This is a genomic window from Type-C symbiont of Plautia stali (assembly GCF_059730935.1).
In genome coordinates this window covers 993,282-1,019,453 of record NZ_AP035923.1, presented here as the reverse complement: position 1 = coordinate 1,019,453, position 26,172 = coordinate 993,282, and the positions used below count along the sequence as shown (strand labels likewise).

The window sequence follows — 26,172 nt, the reverse complement described above, 5'->3', positions numbered from 1 at the left end:
TTTAAGCTGTGCGGTTACTCTCAGTTCACTTTATTGCCGGAATTGATCATGAAACTGCTGCCGTTCTTCTTCGCATTCTTTTTTACCTTCCCCTGATTGGGAGGCGATTCGTCGTGTGAAAATGAATGCGAAGACGAACAACAAAGCCTCCCAACCGGGAGGCTTTTTTATTGGACATTTTACAGGTGAGCCCTATGAATCCCGAGAATCCGCTGCTGGCGTTACGCGATAAGATCAGCGCCGTCGATGCCAGGCTGTTAACGCTGCTGGCTGAACGGCGCGCGCTGGCCGTTGAGGTAGCGCAGGCCAAGCTGGCCACCCACCGCCCGATTCGTGACGTCGAGCGCGAACGCGCCCTGCTGGAAAATCTCATCGCGCTGGGTAAAAAACATCAGCTGGATGCGCACTACATCACGCGCCTGTTCCAGTTAGTGATTGAGGATTCGGTGCTGACCCAGCAGGCGCTGCTGCAGAAAAACCTGAATCATCCACATGCGCATGCGCCGCGCATCGCCTTCCTCGGCCCAAAAGGCTCCTACTCGCACCTTGCCGCCCGTAAATACGCCACGCGCCACTTCGATTCGATGGTGGAAATGGGGTGTCTGAAATTCCACGACATCATTCAGCAGGTTGAAAGCGGTCAGGCGGATTACGCGGTAATGCCGATTGAGAACACCAGCTCCGGCTCGATCAATGACGTATACGATCTGCTGCAGCAAACGTCGCTGTCGATCGTCGGCGAGCTGACGATTCCTATCGAACACTGCGTGCTGGTTAGCGGTAATACCGATTTGCAGCAGATTGAAACCGTGTATAGCCATCCGCAGCCGTTCCAGCAGTGCAGCCAGTTCATCAACCGCTTCCCGCAGTGGAAAATCGAATACACCGAAAGTACGGCGGCGGCGATGGAAAAAGTAGCCGCGATGAACTCGCCGCACGTGGCCGCGCTGGGCAGCGAAGCCGGCGGTGAGCTGTATGGTCTGCAGGTGCTGGAGCGCAACCTGGCGAATCAGCAGCAGAACCATACCCGCTTCATTGTGCTCGCGCGTAAACCGATTGAAGTCTCCAGCCAGGTGCCGGCCAAAACCACGCTGATTATGGCGACGGGCCAGCAGGCCGGCGCGCTGGTTGAAGCACTGCTGGTGTTGCGTAATCACAATCTGATCATGAGCAAGCTGGAAAACCGGCCAATCAACGGTAACCCGTGGGAAGAGATGTTTTACATTGATGTGCAGGGCAATCTGCAGTCGGAGAATATGCAGCAGGCGCTGGAAGAACTGCGTGCGCTCACGCGTTCACTGAAGGTGCTGGGCTGCTATCCCGGTGAGAACGTGGTACCGGTAGAACCGCGTCTGTAAAACAAAAAGGCATCCTCGCGGATGCCTTAATCATTACTGGCGACTGTCGTTGGCGGAGCGCAGCATGCTGCGGCTCTCGACAAGGAAGCGTTTCGCGTAGTCACCAAACCAGTGTTCCACACGCTCAAAGCTGTTGATGAACGCCTGTTTATCGCCCTGCTCCAGCAGCGTGATGGCTTCACCAAAACGCTGATAGTAGCGTTTAATCAGCGCCAGATTACTTTCCGACGACATGATAATGTCGGCGTACAGCTGTGGGTCCTGCGCAAACAGCCGTCCCACCATCGCCAGTTCGAGGCGATAGATAGGCGAGGACAGTGCCAGCAGTTGATCCAGATTGACGTTCTCTTCCGCCAGATGCAAACCATAAGCGAAGGTGGCGAAGTGGCGCAGCGCCTGAATGAACGCCATGTTTTGATCGTGCTCAACCGCACTGATGCGGTGTAAGCGCGCGCCCCACACCTGAATCTGCTCCAGGAACCACTGATAGGCTTCCGGCTGACGGCCATCGCACCATACCACCACCTGCTTCGCCAGGCTGCCGCTGTCCGGACCGAACATCGGATGCAGTCCCAGTACCGGGCCGCTGTGCGCCGCCAGCATCGCCTGCAGCGGACGGTTCTTCACCGACGCCAGATCCACCAGAATGCAGTCATCAGGCAGCGTTGGCAGATCGGCAATGATCTGTTCGGTCAGGTGGATCGGCACGCTGATGATCACCATGCCCGCATCGTGCAGCAGTTCATCCGCGCGCGGCCAGTCATCTTTATCAAGAATACGCACCTGATAGCCGGAGAGCGTCAGCATCTTCTCGAACAGACGTCCCATCTGACCGCCGCCGCCGACAATCACCACCGGACGCAGTTCAGGACAGAGCGTTTTGAAGCCTTTGTCATTTTCATGCGCATAGGATTCACGCATCAGACGACGCAGCACATCTTCGATCAGGTCCGGCGACACGCCGAGCGCTTCCGCTTCCTGACGACGCGACGCCAGCATACTGGCCTCGCGCTCAGGCACATAAATCGGTAAACCGTAGCGGCTTTTGACTTCGCCGACTTCGGCCACCAGCGCCAGTCGTTTCGCCAGCAGCCCCAGCAGGGCTTTATCTACTTCATCAATTTGATCGCGCAGCGCGGTCAGTTCAGCCACCATGACTCATTACACCTCGTGTGACAGACGCGCCGACAGCACTCCCTGCAGATCCCGATGGATTTCACGCAGCATAGTTTCAGTGGTTTCCCAGTTGATGCAGGCATCAGTGACGGAAACCCCGTACTTCATCTCGCTACGCGGTTGCTCAGAAGACTGGTTGCCTTCGTGAATATTACTTTCCAGCATCAGGCCAATGATGGAGCGGTTTCCATCTTTAATCTGCGCGATAGCCGATTCGGCTACGCCAGGCTGACGGCGATAGTCTTTGTTAGAATTGCCATGGCTGCAATCTATCATTAAGGCCGGACGCAGTCCCGCTTTCAGCATCTCTTTTTCACACTGCGCGACATCTTCCGGGCCGTAGTTTGGCGCTTTGCCACCGCGCAGAATCACGTGACCATCCGGGTTGCCCTGAGTTTGCAGCAGGCACACCTGACCGGCCTGGTTAATGCCGACAAAGCGGTGCGGCATCGCAGCGGCGCGCATGGCGTTGATTGCGGTGCCGAGGCTGCCATCGGTGCCGTTTTTAAAGCCTACCGGCATCGACAGGCCAGACGCCATTTCACGGTGCGTCTGCGATTCTGTGGTACGCGCCCCAATCGCCGACCAGCTAAACAGATCGCCGAGGTATTGCGGGCTATTTGGGTCGAGCGCTTCGGTGGCCAGCGGCAGGCCCATCTCCACAAGATTGACCAGCAGCTGACGCGCAATGTGCAGGCCGGCTTCCATATCAAACGAGTTGTTCATGTAAGGATCGTTGATTAACCCTTTCCAGCCGACGGTGGTACGGGGTTTTTCAAAATAGACGCGCATAACGATATACAGTTGATCCTTCAACTGTGCAGAGAGTGTTTGTAACTGACGAGCGTAATCCAGTGCGGCTTCGGTATCGTGGATCGAGCAGGGACCGCACACCACCAGCAGACGCGGATCGCGACCCGCGATGATATCCGCGATGGTCTGGCGGGAAGCGGCAATTTGCGCTTCCTGCGCCGCAGTCAGCGGGAACTTCGCTTTCAGTTCCTGTGGCGTAATTAAAATCTGTTCGTCGGCGATATGCACATTGTTCAGCGCGTCTTTTTGCATGATGGCGATCCTTTTTCACTCGTTATGCGGTTTTACGATCCTCACTGAGGATGACGCTTACTTTACCACAGCATGTAAATCATGCAATCCATGCATGTACACTTTTATTACCACTCTCTTTAAAACTACAAAATAAAAGTTAATTAAAATATATAAATCATTAAGTTAACAACCTTAAAACCTGTAAGATCCATCAAACAAAAATGTAAATTTTTAATTACACCAATCTGACCAGGCCAGATGTTTTTTCCTTACGATATCGCTAACATGCTGTTATCCATTTGATTAATTCAGGATCGCTTTATGTCCATCCCTCAAGTCGCCCTGCGTCCCTTTACTCTGCAGGATGCCGAAGCGTTTACGTATGCCGTTAATCAGTCTCTGGGCAGCCTGCAGCCGTGGATGGTATGGGCTCATGCGGATTACAGCGTTGATGAAGCCGTCAGCTGGATCAACTTCACTCATCTGCAGCGTCAAAAGGGTGAAGCTGAAGAGTTCGCGATTGTCGATGGCAACGATCGGTTGCTGGGCGGTGCTGGCTTACGTTATGCGCGTCAGCCCGGTGAGTTCAGTGCGCTGGGCTACTGGGTTCGCAGCGAGGCGCAGCAACAGGGCGTTGCCCGCCGGGCGGTGGCACAGCTGGTGAATCTGGCGTTCGCCCAGCCACACATAACTGTGCTGGAGATTCTTGCTGCAGAAGAGAATCACGCCAGCCGCGCCGTGGCCCTGCGCAGCGGCTTCTCATTTGTGGATTACCGCTACGGGTTGATTGTGCTGGAGAGCGGGCCGGTCAACACGGCGATCTATCACCTCAGACGCCCATAAAAAAAGGGGCTGGCCTTATGGCCAACCCCTTGTTTGCTATTAACTTTGGGATGTCGCTTACGCGCCAAGACGCTCTTTGATACGAGCTGACTTACCGGTACGCTCACGCAGGTAGTACAGTTTGGCTTTACGCACAGCACCACGACGTTTGACAGTAATGCTGTCAATTACCGGAGAGTGAGTCTGGAAGACACGCTCAACGCCTTCGCCGTTAGAAATCTTGCGAACAGTGAATGCAGAGTGCAGACCGCGGTTACGAATAGCGATAACCACGCCCTCGAATGCCTGCAGACGTTTCTTAGAACCTTCAACGACCCATACTTTCACTTCCACGGAATCACCCGGACGGAAGGAAGGTACGTCCTGTTTCATCTGCTCTTGTTCAAGTTGCTTGATAATGTTGCTCATAATTAAATCTCTTATCCTGGGTAAACTGATAGTCAGGGAAGATTACTCTTCCACCTCATCGTTTTGTTGCTGCTGATGTTCCCGCTGGAACTCACTTAGCAACCTTGCTTGCTCTTCAGTCAGAGCCAGGTTTTCCAGAAGTTCAGGTCTTCTTAGCCAGGTACGGCCCAGCGACTGTTTCAGGCGCCAGCGGCGAATATCGGCATGGTTGCCCGACAGCAGAACTGGCGGAACCTCCATCCCCTCTAACACTTCAGGTCGGGTATAGTGCGGGCAATCCAGCAAACCTTCCGAGAACGAATCCTCATCGGCTGACGCCTGTTTCCCCAGCACGCCAGGAATAAACCGGGCGACCGAGTCAATTAACGTCATCGCTGGCAGCTCACCGCCACTGAGCACGTAATCACCGATTGACCATTCTTCATCAATCTCAGTGTGAATCACACGCTCATCTATCCCTTCATAACGACCGCAAACCAGAATTAACTTCTGGCTGGTCGCCAGTTCGCAAACGCCTTGCTGGTCAAGTTTGCGACCCTGAGGTGAAAGATAAATCACCTTAGCGCCTTCTCCCGCCGCCGCTTTCGCTGCGTGGATAGCATCCCGTAAGGGTTGCACCATCATCAACATACCCGGTCCGCCGCCGTAAGGACGATCGTCCACGGTACGGTGCCGGTCGTGCGTGAAGTCACGTGGACTCCAGCTCTCTATGTTGAGCAGGCCATTTTTTACTGCCCGGCCAGTTACCCCGTACTCGGTAATAGCGCGAAACATCTCTGGAAACAGGCTAATAACACCAATCCACATCGCGTTCGCCGTTACGTTACCGGATTGTCCGGAGATCAAAAACCAGGATCCCAGTCTACTTCAATGGTGCCAGTAGCGAGATCGACTTTCTTGATAACCTGTTCATCAAGAAACGGTATTAACCGCTCCTGTACACCGAATGCATCTTTCAGGTTTGCCTTTACGACGAGAACGTCGTTCGAGCCGGTCTCCATCAAATCAATGACTTTGCCCATCTCGTAGCCGTCGAGGTTTACCACTTTGCAACCCATCAGGTCTTTCCAGTAGTAATCGCCCTCTTCCAGCGCCGGCAGCTGCGTGGAGTCAACCGTAATTTCGCAATTGGTCAACTGTGCCGCAGCGTCCCGATCGTCAATGCCTTTGACTTTGATGATCAGGTCCTGATTGTGGTGCTTCCAACCCTCAAGCTCGACCTGCTGCCATTGACCGGCGCGCTGGATAAACCAGGGTTGATAGTCGAAGATGCTTTCAGCGTCTTCAGTGGAGGAAAACACTTTGAGCCAACCCCGAATTCCGTAAGCGGCACCCATTTTGCCCAGAATGATTGGGTTAACGGGAGGCTGTGCGGCAGGTTTACTGCTCATGCTCACCACCGTGACAGATTAAGCTGCTTTTTTTGCTTCTTTGATCAGCGCGTTAACGCGATCAGAAAGCGTTGCGCCCTGGCCAACCCAGTGCTCAATACGGTCCAGATCCAGACGCAGACCTTCAGCCTGACCAGAAGCGATCGGGTTGAAGAAACCTACGCGCTCGATGAAACGACCGTTGCGAGCATTGCGGCTGTCAGTGACGACGACCTGATAGAACGGACGCTTTTTAGCGCCGTGACGTGCCAAACGAATGGTTACCATAACATCCTCTTTAGTTAATAAAACAACCGGGCCCCATCGAGGAACGGGGCCCGGGTGCAATATAAAAAGCCCGAAAATTTTACTCATTTTGGCGCAAAAAGCAACCTGAGTGTCTCACTTTTCTGGTTCGGGCTCTGTCGCCTTAGCGGCCGGGGAATCCTGGCGGCATCATGCCTTTCATGCCACGCATCATTTTGGCCATGCCGCCCTTCTTCATTTTCTTCATCATGCGCTGCATATCATCAAACTGCTTCAGCAGCCGGTTGACGTCCTGCACCTGCATACCGGAACCGGTAGCGATACGGCGCTTGCGCGAACCTTTGATGATCTCTGGCTTCTCACGCTCTTTGCGCGTCATCGAATTGATGATGGCCTCCATGCGCACCAGCACTTTGTCATCCATCTGCGATTTAACGTTATCCGGCAGCTGGCCCATGCCCGGCAGTTTGCCCATCAGGCTAGCCATGCCGCCCATGTTGCGCATCTGCTTAAGCTGCTCCAGGAAGTCGTTAAGATCGAAACCGTCGCCGGTTTTAAGCTTCTTCGCCAGCTTTTCCGCCTGCTCGCGGTCAACTTTGCTCTCAATATCTTCAATCAGCGACAGCACGTCGCCCATGCCGAGAATGCGCGATGCGATACGGTCCGGATAGAACGCTTCCAGCGCATCGGTCTTCTCGCCCATCCCCATAAATTTGATTGGCTTGCCAGTGATGTGACGAATCGACAGCGCCGCACCGCCGCGCGCATCGCCGTCGACCTTGGTCAGGATCACACCGGTGAGCGGCAGCGCTTCGTTGAACGCTTTCGCGGTATTGGCGGCATCCTGACCGGTCATGGCATCGACGACAAACAGCGTTTCAACCGGATTGATCGCGGCGTGCACCTGTTTGATCTCATCCATCATCGCTTCGTCAACGTGCAGTCGACCGGCGGTATCCACCAGCAGCACATCGTAGAACTGCAGACGCGCTTCTTTCAGCGCGTTGTTAACGATATCCACCGGCTTCTGGCTGAGGTCGGACGGACAGAAATCCACACCGACCTGCTGCGCCAGGGTTTCCAGCTGTTTAATCGCCGCCGGGCGGTAGACGTCCGCAGACACCACCAGCACCTTTTTCTTGTGCTTTTCGCGCAGGAATTTACCAAGCTTACCGACGCTGGTGGTTTTACCGGCACCCTGCAGGCCCGCCATCAGCACCACGGCCGGCGGCTGAGCATTGAGGTTCAGCGCGTTATTTTCGGCCCCCATCGCCGCAACCAGTTCGTTGCGCACGATTTTGATAAACTCCTGACCCGGCGTCAGGCTTTTGTTTACATCCTGCCCCACCGCGGCTTCTTTCACGCGGTTGATGAAATCGCGCACTACCGGCAGCGCAACGTCGGCCTCCAGCAGCGCCATACGCACTTCGCGCAGCGTATCTTTGATGTTGTCTTCGGTCAGCCTTCCGCGGCCACTGATATTGCGCAGGGTTTGCGACAAACGATCGGTTAAATTATCAAACATGCTCTCTCACTTAATAGCGTAGCGAGGCCGCCAGGGCGACACAATGCGGCGGATTATAACACGAAGCCAGGCCGATCTCTGCAATTGACCGTGAGATCGTTTGGAGCCTGCTGCCGCTGGCGCTATACTGCTTTTTTCCTTATCTGACCGACACCTGAAAGGATCTATGTTCGTTTTCGCGATCGTGGCGCTGTTCGCCTACTCTCTCAGTCTTGCATTGATCATTCCGAGCCTGCTGAAACGCAACAGCGGCTGGCGGCGTTTTGCCGTGTTATCCGCCTGCGTGGCGCTGATTGCCCATGCGGTAGCGCTGCAGCAACGCATATTTGCCGTCGATAATGGACAAAACCTTAGCCTGCTGAATATTGGTTCGCTGGTCAGTTTGCTCATCTGCGCCATCATGACTATCGTCGCGTCGCGCAATCGCGGCTGGCTGCTGCTGCCGATTGTTTACAGTTTTGCGCTGATCAATCTGGCCTTCGCCACCTTTGTGCCAAACGCCTTTATCACCCATCTTGAGACCACGCCTGGCATGATGGTGCACATCGGTCTGTCGCTGTTTGCCTATGCCACGCTGATCATCGCGGCGCTGTATGCGCTGCAGCTGGCGTGGATCGACTATCAGTTAAAGAACAAAAAGCTGACGTTCACCCAGGATATGCCGCCGCTGCTCAGCATTGAGCGTAAGATGTTCCACATCACGCAGATAGGCGTGGTATTGCTGACGCTGGTGCTGTGCACCGGCCTGTTCTTTATGAATAACCTGTTCAGCCCGGAAAACATTGATAAAGCGGTGCTGTCGATTATCGCCTGGTTTGTCTACATCGTGCTGCTGTGGGGCCACTATCATGAAGGCTGGCGCGGTCGCCGTGTGGTGTGGTTCAACTGCGGCGGTGCGCTGCTGCTGACCATGGCCTATTTCGGCAGCCGCGTTCTGCAGCACCTGCTCACCTCTCACTAAAGGAATTTTTGCGTTGGAACATGTTTCAACCACCACGCTCATTATCACGCTGATCATTATGGTGCTGGTCTCGGCCTACTTCTCGGGTTCAGAGACCGGCATGATGACGCTCAACCGCTACAAACTTCGCCACAAAGCCAAAAGCGGCAACCGCAGCGCGCGTCGCGTTGAGAAACTGCTGCGTCGCCCCGACCGTCTGATTAGCCTGGTGCTGATCGGCAACAACCTCGTGAATATCCTCGCCTCGGCGCTCGGCACCATTGTCGGTATGCGCCTGTACGGCGATGCCGGCGTAGCCATCGCCACTGGCGTGCTGACCTTCGTGGTGCTGGTGTTTGCCGAAGTGCTGCCTAAAACCGTCGCGGCGCTCTATCCGGAAAAAGTTGCGTATCCCAGCAGCTTTCTGCTGACGCCGCTGCAGTACGTGATGCTGCCGCTGGTGTGGCTGCTCAATACCATTACCCGCATTCTGATGCGCATGGTGGGCATTAAAACCGAAGGGTCGATTAACTCCGCCCTCAGCAAAGAAGAACTGCGCACCATCGTGTATGAATCCCGCTCGCTGATGTCGCGCCGCAACCAGGACATGCTGCTGTCGGTGCTGGACCTTGAGAAGGTCAACGTTGACGACATCATGGTGCCGCGCAATGAGATCGTCGGCATCAATATCAATGATGAGTGGAAGTCGATCGAGCGTCAGCTCAGCAACTCACCGCATGGCCGTATTGTGCTGTTCCGCGACTCACTGGACGATAGCGTCGGCATGCTGCGCGTGCGCGAAGCGTGGCGCATGATGGCCGAGAAAAAAGAGTTCAATAAAGAGCGACTGCTGCGCGCTGCCGATGAAATCTACTACGTGCCGGAAGGTACGCCTCTTAACGTGCAGCTGGTAAAATTCCAGCGCAATAAGAAGAAAGTGGGGCTGGTGATCGATGAGTACGGCGACATCAAAGGGCTGGTTACCATCGAAGATATTCTGGAAGAGATCGTCGGCGACTTTACCACCTCCATGTCACCGTCACTGGCCGAAGAAGTGATGCCGCAAAACGACGGTTCGGTACTGATTGAAGGCAGCGCCAACGTGCGGGAAATCAATAAGGCCTTCAACTGGACGCTGCCGGAAGAGGAAGCGCGCACCATCAACGGTATGCTGCTGGAAGCGCTGGAAGAGATCCCGCAGATGGACACGCAAGTACAGGTTGGCCATTACGACATTGATATTCTTGATGTGCAGGACAACATGGTGAAGCAGGTGCGCATTACGCCGCATCAGCCGCTGAAAGCGTCCATCGGTTCCTGAGACGATAAAAACAAAACGCCGCGATAATCGCGGCGTTTTTTATGGCAGAAGCGGCAACTAGAGTTGCAGCTCTTTCAGCTTTTCAGCCGGCAGCTTCAGATCTTCATTGCGGTTAACGCCAATGTCGTGCGCCAGCACGTTGCGCGCAATCTGCTGCGCTTCGTCCAGTGAGTGCAGCTTGTAGCTGCCGCACTGGTATTCGTTCAGTTCCGGAATCTGGTTCTGATCTTTTACCTTCAGCACATCTTCCATCGCGCCTTTCCACGCTTTTGCCACGCGCTGCTCGTCTGGCGTACCAATCAGGCTCATGTAGAAGCCGGTGCGGCAGCCCATCGGTGAGATATCGACGATTTCCACGCCGTCACCGTTGAGGTGGTTACGCATGAAGCCCGCGAACAGGTGCTCCAGCGTGTGGATGCCGCGTTCGGTCAGGATGTCGATATTCGGACGGCAGAAACGCAGATCGAAAACGGTGATGGTATCGCCATGCGGAGTGTTCATGGTCTTCGCCACGCGTACCGCTGGCGCGCCCATGATGGTGTGATCAACAGTAAAACTATCCAGTAGTGGCATACGTCACCTCCTGTTTTGAGATTTTTTTTAAAACGATGAAACTTTTCTGTTCGCCCAACGTCTGAATATATGAAAGACGCGCATTTGTTATCATCATCCCTGACAACAGAGATGTTAATTTAGGCCACAGTGATGTGGCCATTTTCTTTTCTAGCCTTCGCGACCTGCCAAATAGCTGGCAAAATCCAGTGTATCACTCTGCTCCAGCTGCTGCTGTTTCAGCACCGACTCCTGCGCCTGACGGCTAAAATCGGCTTCGGTGAGAATTTCCAGCGGCTCTTCGCACAGCAGATGCCGATACTGCTCGGCCAGCGCCACGCCGGCTCCGGTCAGCCCCTGCTCTTTAATGGCTTGCAGAATGCGCGCCGAATAGGTTAGCTCAGGATCGTCAAACGACGCTACCAGTTGATCGCAAACCTGTTGATATTGCGTGCTGCCGTCGTTGCTATCCAGCACTTCAGCCACCCGGCGCAGATCGGCAAACAGCGCTTTACCGACATCAACCAGCAGATGTTCCGTATCACTGCAGCCCACGCCGATCACCTGACCCGGCTTGCGCCCTTCCAGCACCACGCGGTTCCAGTTTTTCCGGCTGCACAGCAGCTCATCTGCGCTCATCTCCGGCGCATCGGCCAGCGTACACCAGATCAGGAACAGATCGAGGAAGCGCGCCTGATCGGCGTCCACACCGATGGCAGAGAACGGGTTGATGTCCAGTGAACGCACTTCAATATACTCAATGCCGCCGCGCAGCAGCGCATCGGACGGTGCCTCACCCGAGCGGGTCACGCGTTTCGGACGAATCGGCGCGTACAGTTCGTTCTCGATTTGCAGCACGTTGGTATTGAGCTGCAGCCAGTTACCTTCCGCGTCTTTGGTGCCCATCGCCGCATATTCGGCAGACGGCGTTTTGATCGCCGCTTTCAGCGCAGCGACATATCCTTCCAGCGAGTTGAAGGTAATGCCCAGCCCGCTTTGTGATTTATTGGTGTAGCCCAAATCACTCAGGCGCAGCGAAGTGGCATACGGCAGCCACAATGTTCCTTCGCCGTTGGTTTCGAACGGCAGCTTACTTTCTCGTCCCTGCAGGAAGGAAGAGCAGATGGCTGGCGAAGCGCCAAATAGGTAAGGAATCACCCAGCCGTAGCGATAGTAGTTGCGGATCAGGCGCAGATAGCCCGCCGAGATGGTCTCTTTGCCGCTCTCCGCGTCTTTGACATCCGCCCACTCCTGCCAGAACGACAGTGGCAGCGAGAAGTTATAGTGCACGCCAGAAATAATCTGCATCAGCGCGCTGTAGCGGTTTTTCAGCCCCTGACGATACAGGGTTTTCATTTTGCCGATATTGGAGCTGCCGTACTGCGCCAGCTCAATGTTGTCCACATCTTCAACATAGCCCGGCATACTGAACGGCCACATGCGCTCGTCGCCCAGCTCGCGCGCCACGTGACGGTGGATGTCACGCAGAAACGCAAGGGAGCGATCGATGTTCTGATCCACCGGGGTGATGAACTCCAGCAGCGTTTCAGCAAAATCGGTGGTAATCCAGTCGTGCTTCAGCGCTGAACCCAGCGATTCAGGGTGGCCAGTGGTAGCCAGATGACCATTCGGCTGGACGCGAAGTGTTTCACGTTCAATGCCACGGCCGATACCCTTTAACGCGTCGGGATGCGCTTCCAGCCAGGAGAGCGCTTTTGATACGTCCGGGATCACATTAACCTCCCGCTGTGTGAATAATTTATTTTTGTTCAGCATAATGTTAACCGTAGCCTCGAATCTGTGCGAATCAATGCCACCATTGCATACCTTGTAAAGTGGCGGTCGCGATAACGATATAACGCAGCGTTTTACCCAGGGCGAGAAACAGCACGCAGGGTAGCCAGGAGAAGCGCAACCACCCTGCGAGCACGCAGAGTAAATCGCCCACCACTGGCAGCCAGCTAAACAGCAGCGCTGCGGGTCCCCATCGTTGTAGCCACGTCATTGCTGTGTCGTGCCATCGCCCCTGCCCTGTTGCTGGCATCAGGCGACCAAGAAGAATGTTGGTCAGGCCGCCCAGCGTGTTTCCCACTGATGCAGCCAGTAACAATCCATAGACCGACCCTTTCTGGGCGATCAATAACGCAATCAGCACCGCTTCTGAGCTGCCCGGAAGCAGCGTTGCACTCAGAAAGCTACTGCCGAATAACGATCCATACGTCAGAAATTCATTCACAGTAAACGGACATCAACCACATCCATGCCCGCCGCTTTAGCCGCCTGTACGCCAAAGTCAGCATCCTCGAATACCACGCAGCGCGCAGGCGCAACGCCCATCAGCTCTGCACAGCGTAAGAAGGTATCAGGCTGCGGCTTATGACGCTGGACATCGTCCGCGCCGACTACCGCATCAAACAGATGATAAACGTTGAGCGCTTCCAGCAGCGCTTTGGCTAAGCTGTGTTCGCTGCCGGTGCCAACCGCCATCGGACGGCGACCGTGATAGGCTTTGACCACCTCCATCAGTGGCAGCGGACGCACGTCTTCCAGCAGCATCGCTTTCAATGCCGCAGTTTTCTCTGCCGCCAGCTGATGCGGATCGTGCTGCGCCTGATTCTGTTCCAGAATGTAGCGGGCCAGTTGCCAGGTGGGTGCCCCGTTGAATGCCACCATCTTTGCTTCGTCCATGGTGAAACCATAGCGGCTCAGCACCTGCTGCCAGGCTTTTCGATGTGTCGGCTCGGTATCAAGAATGGTGCCGTCCATATCGAAAATCAGGGCGTCATAGTGGTCGTACATTGTGACTCCATTAACACCACAAAATGAGCCATTACTTTAGCGTAATGCGCTCAGGTTGTCGCCAGGCAGGCTTAACCGCAAATGCTTTGAAAGCATTAGCAATTTTCGTTTTCAGAATAAGGTCAGAGCGCGCGACCGGCGATAAATGGCGGTAAATGCAGTGATTTTTTGATGGAGACGGCGCGTGAGAAAATCTTTCGGAATGCGGATATTGAATCGGGTCAGGAATGAAGCGGAACAGCGCACAAGGGCAGTTTGCTTTTTATTTGATGGTGCATCCAGGAGGATGATTCGGCTGGCGCCTCACCCTGCGGGCCGTTGCTGAAGCAACGTTATCCTCCTTAGTACGTCCTGAACGATTATCGCATCATGACACACTGAGGCACTTTCCATCTTGCAGAAGATGGTGCATCCAGGAGGATTCGAACCTCCGACCGCTCGGTTCGTAGCCGAGTACTCTATCCAGCTGAGCTATGGATGCATTGAGATTTTCTTTCGATGAACAAACTGAACAGACTTGAGAATAACACAGAGAATGGTGCATCCAGGAGGATTCGAACCTCCGACCGCTCGGTTCGTAGCCGAGTACTCTATCCAGCTGAGCTATGGATGCATTGAGAGATTTTCTTACGATGGACTAACTGAAATCAACCTGGGAATGATACAAAGAATGGTGCATCCAGGAGGATTCGAACCTCCGACCGCTCGGTTCGTAGCCGAGTACTCTATCCAGCTGAGCTATGGATGCATTAAATGATTCTTGTACAACGCAGGGTGCTAACAACTCACCATGAAAGGAACTACTCGTTCACTCTTACTACTCTGAAGTAAATACCATATCCGAAGATGGTGCATCCAGGAGGATTATTCGGCTTGCGCCTCACCCTGCGGGCCGTTGCTGAAGCAACGTTATCCTCCTTAGTACGTCCTGAACGATTATCGCATCATGACACACTGAGGCACTTTCCATCTTGCAGAAGATGGTGCATCCAGGAGGATTCGAACCTCCGACCGCTCGGTTCGTAGCCGAGTACTCTATCCAGCTGAGCTATGGATGCATCGGAAAATGGCGGTGAGGCGGGGATTCGAACCCCGGATGCAGCTTTTGACCGCATACTCCCTTAGCAGGGGAGCGCCTTCAGCCTCTCGGCCACCTCACCTTACGCGTTCTTGCGAACCGTGCTTTTGAACTTTGTTTCCGCTCATCGGCACTGCGTGGCGCACATATTACTTTCCCGGACTTATAAGTCAAACAATTTTTCCCGACTTTTTACCGATTCAGGTTTGATTGCGCAAATGACGTGCAATCCGCATGTTTTGCCGACAAAAAGAGTGATTTATCAACAGTAAAAGCGTGCGGCAGCCGACATAATTCGCGGAAAAATCAGGAGAGCGTGAACGGATAAAAATAACGACGGGAGGGAGAGAAGCGGTAGCGCCTCGCCACACAGCGAGGCACTGAATACGTTATTGAGGTGTACTCTGTGTTTTTTCAGCCTGGATGCGCTGATAGATCTCTTCACGGTGAACCGACACTTCTTTTGGCGCGTTTACGCCTATGCGGACCTGGTTACCCTTAACACCCAGCACCGTTACAGTTACCTCATCACCAATCATGAGGGTTTCACCAACTCGACGAGTTAGAATAAGCATTCTTTGCTCCTTGAAAGATTAAAAGAGTCGGGCCTGTTCGGTCTCCCGGCCATATCCATCATATAACGCTGAACAATGCCTATGACAAATACACCATTGTGTTCTGCCATGCCAATACATTCTGCTGATAGTTAGTTTAGCCGAAATACACTACATCAACCGGACTTTGTCATTACCTGGTGCACACCGCGTTAAAAAGCGCCGAAACAGATGTTCCTGGCGCTCTTCACGATGCTTAATTTTATTTCGTTACAGCCGGTTACTCACCCACTCCGGCACGCCAGCCAGCGCGCCAGAAAGTGCCTGGGCGTCGGTTCCGCCAGCCTGCGCCAGGTCCGGACGCCCGCCGCCTTTACCGCCAACCTGCGCAGCCAGTTCGCCAATCAGCTCACCGGCCTTCACCCGATCGGTCAGATCTTTGGTGACGCCAGCAATCAGCGACACCTTACCTTCTGCAACGGTTGCCAGTACGATGACAGCAGAACCAAGCTGATTTTTCAGATCGTCCACCATCGTGCGCAGCATTTTTGGCTCGACATTGCTGAGTTCGCTTACCAGCAGTTTCGCGCCCTTCACCTCAACCGCTTTGCTACTCAGTGAAGCGCTTTCCTGCGCCGCTTGCTGATCGCGTAGCTGTTGCAGCTCTTTCTCCAGCGCACGCACGTTTTCTACCAGTCCGCGCACTTTCTCGTTCAGATTACTGTGGTTGGCTTTCACCACCTGAGCAATATCGGTTAGCTGATCGCTCTGCGCGTGCAGTTGTGCAATCGCGGCTTCACCGGTCACCGCTTCGATACGGCGAATACCCGCCGCCGTGCCGGCTTCGCCCTGAATGCGGAACAGGCCGATGTCACCGGTGCGGGCCGCGTGTGTACCGCCGCACAGCTCAATGGAGTACTCGCCCATGCTGACTACGCGCACACGCTGATCGTACTTCTCACCGAACAGCGCGGTGGCGCCCAGCGCTTTCGCCTCTTCCAGGTCCATCACGTTAGTGGTGATAGGCAGGTTGCGGCGAATCTGGGCGTTAACGATATCCTCAACCGCACGAATCTGCTGCGGCTTCATGGCTTCGCCGTGTGAGAAGTCAAAACGCAGGTACTTGTCGTTGTTAAGCGAGCCTTTCTGGCCAACGTGATCGCCCAGCACTTCGCGCAACGCTTCGTGCATCAGATGCGTCGCTGAGTGGTTAAGGATGATGCGCGAACGACGTACTTCATCGACCTGCGCCTGCAGGCGATCGCCCACCCGCAGCTGACCCTGGCGTAGCTTACCGATATGACCAAAGGCTTTGCCATATTTTTGCGTATCCTGCACGCTAAATTCAGCATTTTGCCCGGTCAGAACGCCGGTATCACCCACCTGGCCGCCAGACTCACCGTAGAACGGTGTCTGATCCAGAATCACCACCGCATCCTGCCCGGCAGTAACCTGCTCAACCTGCTGGCCGTCCACAAACAGCGCCTGCACCGTCGCCTCGAGCGAGAGGTGGTCGTAACCTTTGAATTCAGTCGGCGTATCAAAGCGGATAACCGTGTTGTAATCGGTACCGAAGCCGCTGGCTTCACGCGCACGCTGACGCTGCTGCTCCATCGCCGCTTCAAAGCCCGCTTCGTCAATCTTCAGATTACGCTCACGGCATACGTCAGCAGTCAGGTCCGCCGGGAAGCCGAAGGTGTCATACAGACGGAAAACCGTTTCGCCGTCGAGGGTGTCGCCTTTCAGCTTCGCCAGCTCGTCGTCCAGCAGTGCCAGGCCACGCTCCAGCGTTTTAGCAAACTGCTCTTCTTCATTTTTCAGGGCGTTCTCAACGTGCTTCTGCTGACGCTTGAGATCCTCACCTGCTGCGCCCATCACCTCGATCAGCGGAGCCACCAGTTTGTAGAAGAAGGCTTCTTTCGCGCCCAGCATGTTGCCATGACGCACCGCGCGACGAATGATGCGGCGCAGCACATAGCCACGGTTTTCATTCGACGGGATGACACCATCGGCAATCAGGAAGGCACATGAACGGATGTGGTCGGCGATCACGCGCAGTGATTTATTGTTCAGATCGGTGGCGCCGGTTACCTGCGCCACCGCGTTAATCAGCTTCGCGAACAGATCGATTTCATAGTTGGAGTTCACATGCTGCAGTACCGCGGCGATACGCTCAAGGCCCATACCGGTATCCACCGACGGTTTCGGCAGTGGCTGCATGGTGCCGTCGGCCTGACGGTTGAACTGCATGAACACGATGTTCCAGATTTCGATATAGCGATCGCCATCTTCTTCCGGACTGCCCGGAGGGCCGCCCCAGATATGGTCGCCGTGATCGTAGAAGATTTCGGTGCACGGACCGCAAGGGCCGGTGTCACCCATCTGCCAGAAGTTGTCAGAGGCGTAAGCACCGCCTTTATTATCGCCAATGCGGATAATACGTTCGCGCGGTACGCCGATGTCATTAGCCCAGATTTCAAAGGCTTCGTCATCGGTTTCGTATACGGTTACCCACAGACGCTCTTTCGGCAGCTTAAACCACTGCTCGCCCGTCAGCAGTTCCCAGGCGTAGGCAATGGCTTCTTTCTTGAAGTAGTCGCCAAAGCTGAAGTTGCCCAGCATTTCAAAGAAGGTGTGGTGACGCGCGGTGTAGCCGACGTTTTCCAGGTCATTGTGCTTACCGCCGGCACGCACGCAGCGCTGCGACGTGGTGGCACGCGAATAATCTCGCTTGTCCTGACCAAGGAAAACGTCTTTAAATTGCACCATGCCGGCGTTAGTAAACAGCAACGTCGGATCGTTGTTTGGTACGAGGGAGCTGCTGGCTACAACCTGATGTCCCTTGCTATGAAAAAAGTCGAGAAACGCTTGACGGATCTCAGCAGTGCTCTTGCTCATAAAATTCCTGGAATCACGCTAACGAACGTTCCCTTTCGCTGGCAAACCGCATGCGCCCGGCCCGCCACTGACTGAGGAACAAAAAGTGGGAATAAGATAAATTTTCTTCAATGGGAAGTAAAATCCCATCGCCTTTCAGTCGTCAATATTTCTGAAAATCGCCTGAATGTCTTCCATCATAAAGCCTTTCGACATCAGAAAGCGCTGGACTTTGCTTTTTTCCGCCCAGCTTTGCGGCAGCGGTTCGCCGAATTTACGTTTAGCGACCTCGGCCGCGCAGTGGCTCCAGTCAACCTCGCTATCGAACAGCGCCTGGTTGATCTCATCACGGTCGATGCCTTTTTGCTGCAGCTCCATGCGCACCCGCTGTGGACCATAGCCTTTGCGCGCTCGACTCTGAATAAAGCGTTCAGTAAAACGCTGGTCGTTGAGCCAGCCATTCTCCTGACACCAGTCGAGCACTTTCTCCAGCAGCACTTCCGGTATCGGCTGGCTCTCCTGTTGCTGCAGCCAGGCCGCACGCTGATTGTTCAGCTGCAGTTTGCGTTTCAGCTCGTCGCGGCTATGGTCGCGCTGCGACAAAATACGCATGGCACGATCGAGTACCCGGGAAAAGGTTGGCTCCGGAGCCTGTGATGAGGTCGATGACATAGGATTACCTTGTTGTGACTGTTGCGCAGGGTAAAGCAAGAAGGCAGAGAGGAAAAGCACGGGCGGGAAAAAGCAAAACGGGAGCATTGCTGCTCCCGTGGGTATGGTTAGAAATCTTCGTTGGTTTCGCTGGCTTCTTCGTATTTATCAGCCGCGCTATCCGCTGTCGCCGCTTCCGCCGTCGCACCGGTCAGCAGCATGTCACGCAGCTTAACGTCGAGCTCATTGGCAATCGCCGGATTCTCTTTGAGGAAGTTGGTAGCGTTCGCTTTACCCTGGCCGATTTTATCGCCGTTGTAGCTGTACCACGCACCGGCTTTTTCCACCAGTTTGTGCTTCACGCCGAGGTCAACCAGCTCGCCGAAGGTGTTGATGCCTTCACCGTACATGATCTGGAACTCAGCCTGCTTAAACGGTGCTGCCACTTTGTTCTTCACCACTTTAACGCGGGTTTCGCTCCCCACCACTTCGTCGCCCTCTTTAATGGCGCCGATACGGCGGATATCCAGACGCACGGAGGCGTAGAATTTCAGGGCGTTACCACCGGTGGTGGTTTCCGGGTTACCGAACATCACACCAATCTTCATACGAATCTGGTTGATGAAGATCAGCAGCGTGTTGGACTGCTTAAGGTTACCCGCCAGCTTACGCATCGCCTGGCTCATCATACGCGCAGCCAGACCCATGTGCGAATCACCGATTTCACCTTCGATTTCCGCTTTCGGCGTCAGCGCCGCCACGGAGTCAACGATGATCACGTCTACCGCACCCGAACGGGCCAGCGCATCACAGATCTCCAGCGCCTGCTCACCGGTATCCGGCTGCGAACACAGCAGGTTATCAATGTCGACGCCCAGTTTCTTGGCGTATACCGGATCCAGCGCGTGCTCGGCATCAATAAAGGCACAGGTTTTGCCTTTACGCTGCGCAGCAGCAATGACCTGCAGGGTCAGCGTGGTTTTACCGGAGGACTCAGGTCCGTAGATCTCAACGATACGGCCCATTGGCAGGCCACCCGCGCCCAGCGCGATGTCCAGCGACAGGGAGCCGGTAGAGATGGTTTCAACATCCATCGAGCGGTCTTCACCCAGGCGCATGATGGAGCCTTTACCAAATTGTTTCTCAATCTGGCCCAGCGCGGCAGCTAAAGCCTTCTGTTTGTTCTCGTCAATCGCCATTTCCACTCCTAATCATGCCGGGTGAGCGGGCACCGTGTATGCCTGCTCGTTCTGTTGCCGCTAATTATACTGTATAGTCATACAGTATCAAGTTTAATTTGTCAGAAATTCATCCAGCAGCGCCTGCAGCGCCCAGCTGACCGACTGACGCCGGACAGCATCGCGATCGCCGGCAAACTGCTGGCGCTGCGCCAGCACGCGGCCCTCCGGACCCGCCAGCGCAAACCAGACGGTACCGACCGGCTTTTCAGCCGTGCCGCCATCCGGTCCGGCGATGCCGCTCACCGCAATACCGTAGCCAGCGCCGGCCGCGGCACAGGCGCCGGTCACCATTTCGCGTACCGTTTGCTCACTGACGGCACCGTGCTGCGCCAGCGTCGCCGCCTGCACGCCAACCATCTGCTGCTTGGCCTCATTGCTGTAGGTAACAAAGCCGCGCTCAAACCAGGCCGAACTGCCACTGATATCAGTAAACACTTTGGCAATCCAGCCGCCGGTACAGGACTCCGCCGCCGTCACCGTCGCCTGACGATGCCTGAGCTGTTCGCCAATACGGCGGCTGAGCTGCTGAAGTTGTTCGTCGTTCATCGCCTTCTCCTGTTGTGGCGCTTCACGTTAGCAGTAAATGGTGCGGCGACAAGCCCTTTTCAACCGCCGCCGTCGCATTTTGCGCACTGCGTTCCGGCAGGGTCAGCGCATTTTCACCGCCACCATAAATAAACGCGGGAAGGCCAGCAAAACCTGTCCATTACTGCGCGTCGGGTAAGCGGGCAGCAGCGCCTGATGATAGTCGTGTAAAAAGTCCGCCTGCTGCGCCTCATCCAGCGCGGCAAGGAACGGACGCAACCCGGTGGCACGCAGCCAGCTGATGATCGCCTGCGCATCCGCCATCGGATGATAGTAAGTGGTGCGCCAGATATCGACCTGACAGCCTGCATCGCCTAATAAATCATAGTAGCAATCGCTGCTCAGCAGGCGTTTACGCTCTGCCGCCTGAGGCGAAATATGCGCCTGCCAGCGTGAGCTGGCGGCCACCTCACGCATCAGACGATGCGACGGCTCCTGCAGATTATCCGGCATTTGTACCGCCAGTGCACCGCCCGGTGCCAGCTGGTTGACCAGATGCGGCAACAAGGTTTCGTGGTCGGTCAGCCATTGCAGCGACGCGTTGGCATAAATGACCTGTTGCGGCTGCTCAGGCTGCCAGCTGCGGATATCGGCCTGACGAAAATCACAGCCCGGCAGGCGTTGCCGCGCCTGTTCCAGCATCGCCTCAGAGCTGTCGATGCCGGTGATGTGCGCCTGCGGCCAGGCCTGCGCCAGCAGTTCCGTACTGTTGCCCGGGCCACATCCCAGGTCCGTAGCAAAGCGCACCTCGTTGACGGGAATACGCGCCAGCAACTCCTGTGCCGGACGCGTACGCTCAGATTCAAACTGACGATACAGCTGGGGATTCCAGTCTTGCATAGCAACGCTCCTGTCTGTGTGGAAGAGTCACACACTACCTGTTTTGCTGCGCGAGGCGCGAAGAGAAAAGTGCGGTTGCCGAAAAAGTGTGGGTGGCGCAGCGGAGTCAGGGCTGCAGGCTCAGGCGAGGTGATAGCGCGCACGGGCGCGGATGTCATTACTTCCGCATCCTGCGGGGGAAAAGCAACAGGACGGCACATGGCCGTCCTGCAATTAGTTCTTTTTCACAAACTCAGATTTGAGTTTCATCGGACCGAAGCCGTCGATTTTGCAATCGATATTGTGGTCACCTTCAACCAGACGGATGCTTTTCACTTTGGTGCCGATTTTCAGGGTGGAAGAGCTGCCTTTCACCTTGAGATCTTTCACTACGGTTACGCTATCGCCATCTGCCAGCAGGTTACCGTTGGCATCGCGCACCACCAGCCCTTCGCTGCTGTCATCCGCGCTGGCGGACCAGATATGGCCGCAGGAGGGGCAGTTCAGGTTTTCACCCTCCTGCCAGGTGTAATCTGCCTGGCAGGCCGGGCAGGCAGGTAAAGTCGTCATACATATTCCTCAGTGGTCGGTATGCGATGAAGAAGGCACCGCAAAACGGGCGCCATCTTATACCCTCATACTTTATAAGGACAGGATTAAAGCATGTTGCCCTGACGCGCCTGGGCGACCGCCTGCCCCAGCTGCCACACCGCCATGGCATAGTGCGTGCTGTGGTTGTAGCGCGTAATCACGTAGAAATTAGGCAGACCGTACCAGTATTGATAGCTGGTGCCGAGATCCAGCCGCAGCAGGCTGACCTGGCTGTTGCCGTCCAGCGAACCCTGCGGTGCCAGACCGCTGGCCGCCAGCGTATTCACTGAATAAGAGGTTTTGAAACCGTTCTCCAGCGCCGGTGCCTGACCGCTGGCGGGCACGGCGACGTTTTCACCGGAACGCCAGCCGTGCGCTTTAAAGTAGTTGGCAACGCTGCCGATGGCATCCACCGGATCCCACAGATTGATATGGCCGTCGCCGTTAAAATCGACCGCATACTGCTTATAGGAGGACGGCATAAACTGGCCGTAGCCCATGGCACCGGCGAAAGAGCCGCGCAGATCCAGCGGATCGTCCTGCTCGGTGCGCGCCATCAGCAGGAAGGTTTCCAGCTCGCTGCTGAAGTAAGCGGCACGGCGCGGATAGCTAAACGAGAGCGTCGCCAGCGCATCCAGCAGACGGGTTTTGCCCATCACCCGACCCCAGCGTGTTTCCACCCCGATAATCCCGACGATGATCTCCGGCGGTACGCCATACACCTGCTGGGCGCGCTGCAGCGCATCCTGATATTGATTCCAGAAGGCGACGCCGTTCTGCACGTTATCCGGGGTGATGAATTTATTGCGATAGCGAATCCACGCGCCGTTCGGCCCGCTCGGCGGCGTATAGCTCGGTGCCTGCTGATCCATCAGGCGCAGCACGTAATCCAGTCGCTTCGCCTGACCAATGACCGCATGCAGCTGGTCGCGGTTGAAACCGTGCTTCGCCACCATCTGATCGATAAATTGTTCCGCCGCCGGATTACCGGCAAAGTCGCCAAACATCGGCTGAATGGCGTGAGAAGGTTCCAGTAAAAACCCCCCTTTCGGTGCAGGCACAACGGCGGATTGCTGCTGGGGGGCAGGCTTACTGCTGCAGGCAGCAAGCAAACAAATAAGCGGAAGAAGAGCAACCTTAAAACGCATCGGATATCCATAAGCCAGATGAAACACGAATGCTCATGGTAATCGTTCAACGAAGCGACTTACAGAGCAATGTCGTAAATTTACGCCCGTTGTGATTCTGCAGTTATGACCAGCCCTATCTCTGGTCAGGTAATGAAAACGCCGCTGAGGTAAGGGGTGCACTGACCGAACTGACGCTCACCTGTAGCGCGGCAGCGGCCTCGCACGGCCGCGGCTAAGCGCCGAATTTGCGTGCTGGCTCCACAGTTTTCCCCGCCGCGTAAAATTTGCTTTTTACCGCCTGTCGCAATTTGATATGGTCGCCAGCCAGAAACATCGGCTGGCGGATGAAGCGGGCTGCGCAAAAATGCTAACATTTGCCCTTTCGTTATCCGCCAGTGTGATAACCATCCATCCCCGGCTGCCCCCTGTCCAGCCAGCGGAAATCAAAAGAGTGAATCCTGAGTGAGAATGAGATGAAAGGAGCAGAGCAAATGGACTTCAGTGGCCACACCCCCATGATGCAGCAATACCTGCGCCTGAAGGCCGATCATCCTGACATCCTGCTGTTTTATCGCATGGGCGATTTCTATGAGCTGTTCTACGACGATGCCAGACGCGCATCGCAGCTGCTGGAGATCTCGCTGACCAAACGCGGTGCGTCCGCCGGGGAACCGATCCCGATGGCCGGCGTGCCCTATCATGCCGTGGAGGGCTATCTGGCGAAGCTGGTGCAGCTGGGCGAATCGGTGGCGATCTGTGAACAGATTGGCGATCCGGCACTCAGCAAAGGGCCGGTTGAGCGTAAAGTGGTGCGCATTGTAACGCCCGGCACCATCAGTGATGAAGCGTTACTGCAGGAGCGCCAGGATAACCTGCTGGCAGCCATCTTCCAGAGCCAGCGCGGTTTTGGCTATGCCACGCTGGATATCAGCTCCGGGCGTTTCCGCCTTAGCGAGCCGGGCGATGTCGAGACCATGGCGGCCGAACTGCAGCGCACCAATCCGGCAGAGCTACTTTATCCGGAAGATTTGCAGGCCATGACGCTGATCGATCAGCGCCGCGGGCTGCGGCGGCGTCCGCTGTGGGAATTCGAAATCGACACCGCACGTCAGCAGTTAAACCTGCAGTTTGGCACGCGCGATCTCAGCGGCTTTGGCGTCGAGCAGGCGCATCTGGCGCTGCGCGCGGCGGGCTGTCTGCTGCAGTATGTCAAAGATACGCAGCGCACCTCACTGCCGCATATTCGTTCACTGAGTATGGAGCGCCAGCAGGACAGCGTCATTATGGATGCGGCCACCCGGCGCAATCTGGAAATCACCCAGAATCTGGCGGGCGGCAGCGAAAATACGCTCGCGGCGGTGCTGGATAAAACCGTCACGCCGATGGGCAGCCGCATGCTGAAGCGCTGGCTGCATATGCCGCTGCGCGACGTAGCCACCATCACGCGCCGCCAGGAATCAATTGCCGAACTGCAGTCGCTGAGCGAAGAACTGCAACCGGTGCTGCGCCAGGTAGGCGATCTGGAGCGTATTCTGGCACGTCTGGCGCTGCGCACCGCGCGTCCGCGCGATCTGGCACGCATGCGTCATGCCTTCCAGCAATTACCAGAACTCAATACCCAGTTAGCGGGCGTGGCCGCACCTCATCTGAATGTGCTGCGCGACCGGATGGGGGATTTCAGCGAACTGCGCGAACTGCTGGAAAGCGCCATTATTGAATCGCCGCCAGTGCTGGTGCGCGACGGTGGTGTTATCGCGCCCGGCTATAACGCCGAGCTGGACGAGTGGCGCGCGCTGGCCGACGGCGCCAGCGACTATCTTGACCGCCTGGAGATTCGCGAGCGCGAAAAACTGGGGCTGGATACGCTGAAGGTTGGCTTCAACGCTGTGCACGGCTATTACATCCAGGTCAGCCGCGGACAGAGCCATCTGGTGCCTATCCATTACGTCCGCCGCCAGACGCTGAAAAATGCCGAGCGCTATATCATTCCCGAACTGAAAGAGTACGAAGACAAGGTCCTCACGTCGAAAGGCAAAGCGCTGGCGCTGGAAAAGAGCCTGTATGACGAGCTGTTCGATCGCCTGCTGCCGCACCTCGAAGCGCTGCAGCAGAGCGCCGCGGCGCTGGCTGAACTGGACGTACTGGCCAACCTGGCCGAGCGCGCCTGGACGCTCAACTATTGCCGCCCGGTGCTGCAGGAGAAAGCCGGGATTCGCATCACCGCCGGTCGCCATCCGGTGGTGGAACAGGTGCTGAAAGAGCCGTTCATTGCCAACCCGCTGTCGCTCTCGATGCAGCGTCGCATGCTGATCATTACCGGCCCCAACATGGGCGGTAAGAGTACTTATATGCGGCAGACGGCCCTGATTGCGCTGATGGCCTGGATCGGCAGCTATGTGCCAGCGGAAGAGACGGTGATCGGCCCCATCGATCGCATCTTTACCCGTGTCGGTGCCGCTGACGATCTCGCCTCCGGTCGCTCTACCTTTATGGTCGAGATGACCGAGACCGCCAACATTCTGCATAACGCCACCGAAAACAGCCTGGTGCTGATGGACGAAATCGGCCGCGGGACGTCCACTTATGATGGCCTGTCGCTCGCCTGGGCCTGTGCCGAAAGCCTGGCGAATCGCATCAAAGCCATGACGCTGTTTGCCACCCACTACTTCGAGCTCACGACCCTGCCGGAGAAAATGGAAGGCGTGGTGAATGTGCATCTTGATGCGGTGGAACACGGTGACACCATCGCCTTTATGCACAGCGTGCAGGATGGCGCCGCGAGCAAGAGCTACGGCCTGGCCGTGGCGGCGCTGGCCGGTGTGCCGAAAGAGGTGATTAAGCGTGCGCGCCACAAGTTAAAAGAGCTGGAAGCGCTGTCGGGCAGTTCTGCCGGCTCAACGGTGGAGGGCTCACAGCTGCCGCTGCTGGTGGCGGAAACCTCGCCGGCAGTGGAAGCGCTGGAAGCGCTCGATCCGGACAGCCTGACGCCCAAACAGGCGCTGGAGTGGATTTACCGTCTGAAAACCCTGATGTAATCAGT

The 26,172-nt window shown here is 55.8% G+C and carries 25 protein-coding genes, 5 tRNA genes and 1 other annotated feature; of the genes, 6 read left to right on the top strand and 24 right to left on the bottom strand.

All coding sequences use genetic code 11. The features are described from left to right. Positions 1–47: 47 nt before the first annotated feature. Positions 48–172: a sequence feature (Phe leader region), on the top strand. Continuing rightward, positions 49–96, top strand: a complete 48-nt coding sequence (pheL, locus tag AC6I7J_RS04595; protein ID WP_121497579.1) for a pheA operon leader peptide PheL — start codon at positions 49–51, stop codon at positions 94–96. Its footprint overlaps the feature before it by 48 nt. A 22-nt stretch (positions 173–194) precedes the next feature. Continuing rightward, the gene (gene pheA / locus AC6I7J_RS04590; protein ID WP_021507320.1) at positions 195–1,358 is read left to right on the top strand and encodes a bifunctional chorismate mutase/prephenate dehydratase; all 1,164 of its coding nucleotides are present in this window, start codon (positions 195–197) and stop codon (positions 1,356–1,358) included. 33 nt (positions 1,359–1,391) lie between these two features. Here pheA and tyrA read toward each other — a convergent pair whose 3' ends face one another. Both tyrA and AC6I7J_RS04580 read right to left on the bottom strand, forming a co-directional pair. Continuing rightward, on the bottom strand, positions 1,392–2,513 hold the full coding sequence (gene tyrA, locus AC6I7J_RS04585; protein ID WP_058776008.1) for a bifunctional chorismate mutase/prephenate dehydrogenase: 1,122 nt from the start codon (positions 2,511–2,513) through the stop codon (positions 1,392–1,394). Positions 2,514–2,519: 6 nt separating this feature from the next. Then, the gene (locus AC6I7J_RS04580) at positions 2,520–3,599 is read right to left on the bottom strand and encodes a 3-deoxy-7-phosphoheptulonate synthase (RefSeq protein WP_058771618.1); all 1,080 of its coding nucleotides are present in this window, start codon (positions 3,597–3,599) and stop codon (positions 2,520–2,522) included. Between the two features lie 303 nt (positions 3,600–3,902). Here AC6I7J_RS04580 and AC6I7J_RS04575 point away from each other — a divergent pair, with 303 nt between their 5' ends. Next, positions 3,903–4,424, top strand: a complete 522-nt coding sequence (locus tag AC6I7J_RS04575) for a GNAT family N-acetyltransferase (RefSeq protein WP_498006907.1) — start codon at positions 3,903–3,905, stop codon at positions 4,422–4,424. Positions 4,425–4,481: 57 nt separating this feature from the next. Here AC6I7J_RS04575 and rplS read toward each other — a convergent pair whose 3' ends face one another. The 5 genes from rplS to ffh form a co-directional block, all read right to left on the bottom strand. Next, on the bottom strand, positions 4,482–4,832 hold the full coding sequence (rplS, locus tag AC6I7J_RS04570; RefSeq protein WP_021507324.1) for a 50S ribosomal protein L19: 351 nt from the start codon (positions 4,830–4,832) through the stop codon (positions 4,482–4,484). Between the two features lie 42 nt (positions 4,833–4,874). After that, the gene (trmD, locus tag AC6I7J_RS04565) at positions 4,875–5,639 is read right to left on the bottom strand and encodes a tRNA (guanosine(37)-N1)-methyltransferase TrmD (RefSeq protein ID WP_021507325.1); all 765 of its coding nucleotides are present in this window, start codon (positions 5,637–5,639) and stop codon (positions 4,875–4,877) included. A gap of 35 nt (positions 5,640–5,674) precedes the next feature. Continuing rightward, the gene (gene rimM, locus AC6I7J_RS04560) at positions 5,675–6,223 is read right to left on the bottom strand and encodes a ribosome maturation factor RimM (protein ID WP_021507326.1); all 549 of its coding nucleotides are present in this window, start codon (positions 6,221–6,223) and stop codon (positions 5,675–5,677) included. Positions 6,224–6,241: 18 nt separating this feature from the next. Then, positions 6,242–6,490, bottom strand: coding sequence for a 30S ribosomal protein S16 (rpsP, locus tag AC6I7J_RS04555; protein WP_007893313.1), 249 nt, complete (start codon positions 6,488–6,490; stop codon positions 6,242–6,244). A 142-nt stretch (positions 6,491–6,632) separates the two neighbouring features. After that, positions 6,633–7,994, bottom strand: a complete 1,362-nt coding sequence (ffh, locus tag AC6I7J_RS04550) for a signal recognition particle protein (RefSeq protein ID WP_021507327.1) — start codon at positions 7,992–7,994, stop codon at positions 6,633–6,635. 166 nt (positions 7,995–8,160) lie between these two features. Between ffh and AC6I7J_RS04545 the strand changes: the two genes are divergently transcribed. Both AC6I7J_RS04545 and AC6I7J_RS04540 read left to right on the top strand, forming a co-directional pair. Further along, positions 8,161–8,955 (top strand): cytochrome C assembly family protein, encoded by a 795-nt coding sequence (locus AC6I7J_RS04545; RefSeq protein WP_010617128.1) that lies wholly within the window; start codon positions 8,161–8,163, stop codon positions 8,953–8,955. Positions 8,956–8,968: 13 nt separating this feature from the next. Continuing rightward, positions 8,969–10,255, top strand: a complete 1,287-nt coding sequence (locus tag AC6I7J_RS04540) for an HlyC/CorC family transporter (RefSeq protein ID WP_325925700.1) — start codon at positions 8,969–8,971, stop codon at positions 10,253–10,255. 57 nt (positions 10,256–10,312) lie between these two features. On the opposite strand, the gene luxS is transcribed toward AC6I7J_RS04540, so the two are convergent. From luxS to mltB, 17 genes are all read right to left on the bottom strand, one after another. Further along, positions 10,313–10,828: an S-ribosylhomocysteine lyase gene (gene luxS, locus AC6I7J_RS04535; RefSeq protein WP_010617126.1), complete on the bottom strand. Its 516-nt coding sequence runs from the start codon at positions 10,826–10,828 to the stop codon at positions 10,313–10,315. Between the two features lie 150 nt (positions 10,829–10,978). After that, positions 10,979–12,583, bottom strand: coding sequence for a glutamate--cysteine ligase (gene gshA / locus AC6I7J_RS04530; RefSeq protein ID WP_021507329.1), 1,605 nt, complete (start codon positions 12,581–12,583; stop codon positions 10,979–10,981). 31 nt (positions 12,584–12,614) lie between these two features. Further along, positions 12,615–13,043 carry a YqaA family protein gene (locus tag AC6I7J_RS04525; protein WP_021507330.1) on the bottom strand — a complete coding sequence of 143 codons (429 nt, stop codon included), beginning with the start codon at positions 13,041–13,043 and terminating at the stop codon, positions 12,615–12,617. Continuing rightward, a complete protein-coding gene (yqaB, locus tag AC6I7J_RS04520) occupies positions 13,040–13,606 on the bottom strand; it encodes a fructose-1-phosphate/6-phosphogluconate phosphatase (RefSeq protein WP_058759621.1) in 567 nt (188 codons plus the stop codon). The genes AC6I7J_RS04525 and yqaB overlap by 4 nt, the downstream gene beginning before the upstream one ends. A 404-nt stretch (positions 13,607–14,010) precedes the next feature. After that, positions 14,011–14,087: transfer RNA gene (locus tag AC6I7J_RS04515), tRNA-Arg, on the bottom strand. 55 nt (positions 14,088–14,142) lie between these two features. Continuing rightward, positions 14,143–14,219 (bottom strand) — tRNA-Arg (locus AC6I7J_RS04510). 58 nt (positions 14,220–14,277) lie between these two features. After that, positions 14,278–14,354 (bottom strand) — tRNA-Arg (locus tag AC6I7J_RS04505). A 233-nt stretch (positions 14,355–14,587) separates the two neighbouring features. Further along, a tRNA-Arg gene (locus AC6I7J_RS04500) sits at positions 14,588–14,664 on the bottom strand. A gap of 9 nt (positions 14,665–14,673) precedes the next feature. After that, positions 14,674–14,766, bottom strand: a tRNA-Ser gene (locus AC6I7J_RS04495). Between the two features lie 307 nt (positions 14,767–15,073). After that, entirely contained in the window at positions 15,074–15,259 is a 186-nt protein-coding gene (csrA, locus tag AC6I7J_RS04490; protein ID WP_021314278.1) for a carbon storage regulator CsrA, read from the bottom strand. A gap of 249 nt (positions 15,260–15,508) precedes the next feature. Then, a complete protein-coding gene (gene alaS, locus AC6I7J_RS04485) occupies positions 15,509–18,136 on the bottom strand; it encodes an alanine--tRNA ligase (RefSeq protein ID WP_498006906.1) in 2,628 nt (875 codons plus the stop codon). A gap of 135 nt (positions 18,137–18,271) precedes the next feature. After that, positions 18,272–18,787, bottom strand: a complete 516-nt coding sequence (locus tag AC6I7J_RS04480; protein WP_498006905.1) for a regulatory protein RecX — start codon at positions 18,785–18,787, stop codon at positions 18,272–18,274. Between the two features lie 107 nt (positions 18,788–18,894). Continuing rightward, entirely contained in the window at positions 18,895–19,965 is a 1,071-nt protein-coding gene (gene recA / locus AC6I7J_RS04475) for a recombinase RecA (RefSeq protein ID WP_021507334.1), read from the bottom strand. A 93-nt stretch (positions 19,966–20,058) separates the two neighbouring features. Further along, positions 20,059–20,553 carry a nicotinamide-nucleotide amidase gene (gene pncC, locus AC6I7J_RS04470; protein WP_058776003.1) on the bottom strand — a complete coding sequence of 165 codons (495 nt, stop codon included), beginning with the start codon at positions 20,551–20,553 and terminating at the stop codon, positions 20,059–20,061. Between the two features lie 102 nt (positions 20,554–20,655). Beyond that, positions 20,656–21,432, bottom strand: a complete 777-nt coding sequence (tam, locus tag AC6I7J_RS04465; RefSeq protein ID WP_498006904.1) for a trans-aconitate 2-methyltransferase — start codon at positions 21,430–21,432, stop codon at positions 20,656–20,658. Positions 21,433–21,645: 213 nt separating this feature from the next. Beyond that, positions 21,646–21,981, bottom strand: coding sequence for a zinc ribbon domain-containing protein YjdM (locus tag AC6I7J_RS04460; RefSeq protein ID WP_021507336.1), 336 nt, complete (start codon positions 21,979–21,981; stop codon positions 21,646–21,648). Positions 21,982–22,067: 86 nt separating this feature from the next. Further along, positions 22,068–23,150 carry a lytic murein transglycosylase B gene (gene mltB, locus AC6I7J_RS04455; protein WP_031279678.1) on the bottom strand — a complete coding sequence of 361 codons (1,083 nt, stop codon included), beginning with the start codon at positions 23,148–23,150 and terminating at the stop codon, positions 22,068–22,070. Positions 23,151–23,623: 473 nt separating this feature from the next. Here mltB and mutS point away from each other — a divergent pair, with 473 nt between their 5' ends. Next, complete coding sequence (gene mutS, locus AC6I7J_RS04450) at positions 23,624–26,167, top strand: DNA mismatch repair protein MutS (RefSeq protein WP_058759752.1); 2,544 nt, start codon at positions 23,624–23,626, stop codon at positions 26,165–26,167. Positions 26,168–26,172 lie beyond the last annotated feature (5 nt).

Excerpts from the sequence above, each read along its gene's own strand:
- pheA (WP_021507320.1), top strand. The coding sequence starts at position 195 with ATGAATCCCGAGAATCCGCTGCTGGCGTTACGCGATAAGATCAGCGCC.
- tyrA (WP_058776008.1), bottom strand. The coding sequence starts at position 2,513 with ATGGTGGCTGAACTGACCGCGCTGCGCGATCAAATTGATGAAGTAGAT.
- AC6I7J_RS04580 (WP_058771618.1), bottom strand. The coding sequence starts at position 3,599 with ATGCAAAAAGACGCGCTGAACAATGTGCATATCGCCGACGAACAGATT.
- AC6I7J_RS04575 (WP_498006907.1), top strand. The coding sequence starts at position 3,903 with ATGTCCATCCCTCAAGTCGCCCTGCGTCCCTTTACTCTGCAGGATGCC.
- rplS (WP_021507324.1), bottom strand. The coding sequence starts at position 4,832 with ATGAGCAACATTATCAAGCAACTTGAACAAGAGCAGATGAAACAGGAC.
- trmD (WP_021507325.1), bottom strand. The coding sequence starts at position 5,639 with ATGTGGATTGGTGTTATTAGCCTGTTTCCAGAGATGTTTCGCGCTATT.
- rimM (WP_021507326.1), bottom strand. The coding sequence starts at position 6,223 with ATGAGCAGTAAACCTGCCGCACAGCCTCCCGTTAACCCAATCATTCTG.
- rpsP (WP_007893313.1), bottom strand. The coding sequence starts at position 6,490 with ATGGTAACCATTCGTTTGGCACGTCACGGCGCTAAAAAGCGTCCGTTC.
- ffh (WP_021507327.1), bottom strand. The coding sequence starts at position 7,994 with ATGTTTGATAATTTAACCGATCGTTTGTCGCAAACCCTGCGCAATATC.
- AC6I7J_RS04545 (WP_010617128.1), top strand. The coding sequence starts at position 8,161 with ATGTTCGTTTTCGCGATCGTGGCGCTGTTCGCCTACTCTCTCAGTCTT.
- luxS (WP_010617126.1), bottom strand. The coding sequence starts at position 10,828 with ATGCCACTACTGGATAGTTTTACTGTTGATCACACCATCATGGGCGCG.
- gshA (WP_021507329.1), bottom strand. The coding sequence starts at position 12,583 with ATGCTGAACAAAAATAAATTATTCACACAGCGGGAGGTTAATGTGATC.
- yqaB (WP_058759621.1), bottom strand. The coding sequence starts at position 13,606 with ATGTACGACCACTATGACGCCCTGATTTTCGATATGGACGGCACCATT.
- csrA (WP_021314278.1), bottom strand. The coding sequence starts at position 15,259 with ATGCTTATTCTAACTCGTCGAGTTGGTGAAACCCTCATGATTGGTGAT.
- alaS (WP_498006906.1), bottom strand. The coding sequence starts at position 18,136 with ATGAGCAAGAGCACTGCTGAGATCCGTCAAGCGTTTCTCGACTTTTTT.
- AC6I7J_RS04480 (WP_498006905.1), bottom strand. The coding sequence starts at position 18,787 with ATGTCATCGACCTCATCACAGGCTCCGGAGCCAACCTTTTCCCGGGTA.
- recA (WP_021507334.1), bottom strand. The coding sequence starts at position 19,965 with ATGGCGATTGACGAGAACAAACAGAAGGCTTTAGCTGCCGCGCTGGGC.
- pncC (WP_058776003.1), bottom strand. The coding sequence starts at position 20,553 with ATGAACGACGAACAACTTCAGCAGCTCAGCCGCCGTATTGGCGAACAG.
- tam (WP_498006904.1), bottom strand. The coding sequence starts at position 21,432 with ATGCAAGACTGGAATCCCCAGCTGTATCGTCAGTTTGAATCTGAGCGT.
- AC6I7J_RS04460 (WP_021507336.1), bottom strand. The coding sequence starts at position 21,981 with ATGACGACTTTACCTGCCTGCCCGGCCTGCCAGGCAGATTACACCTGG.
- mltB (WP_031279678.1), bottom strand. The coding sequence starts at position 23,150 with ATGCGTTTTAAGGTTGCTCTTCTTCCGCTTATTTGTTTGCTTGCTGCC.
- mutS (WP_058759752.1), top strand. The coding sequence starts at position 23,624 with ATGGACTTCAGTGGCCACACCCCCATGATGCAGCAATACCTGCGCCTG.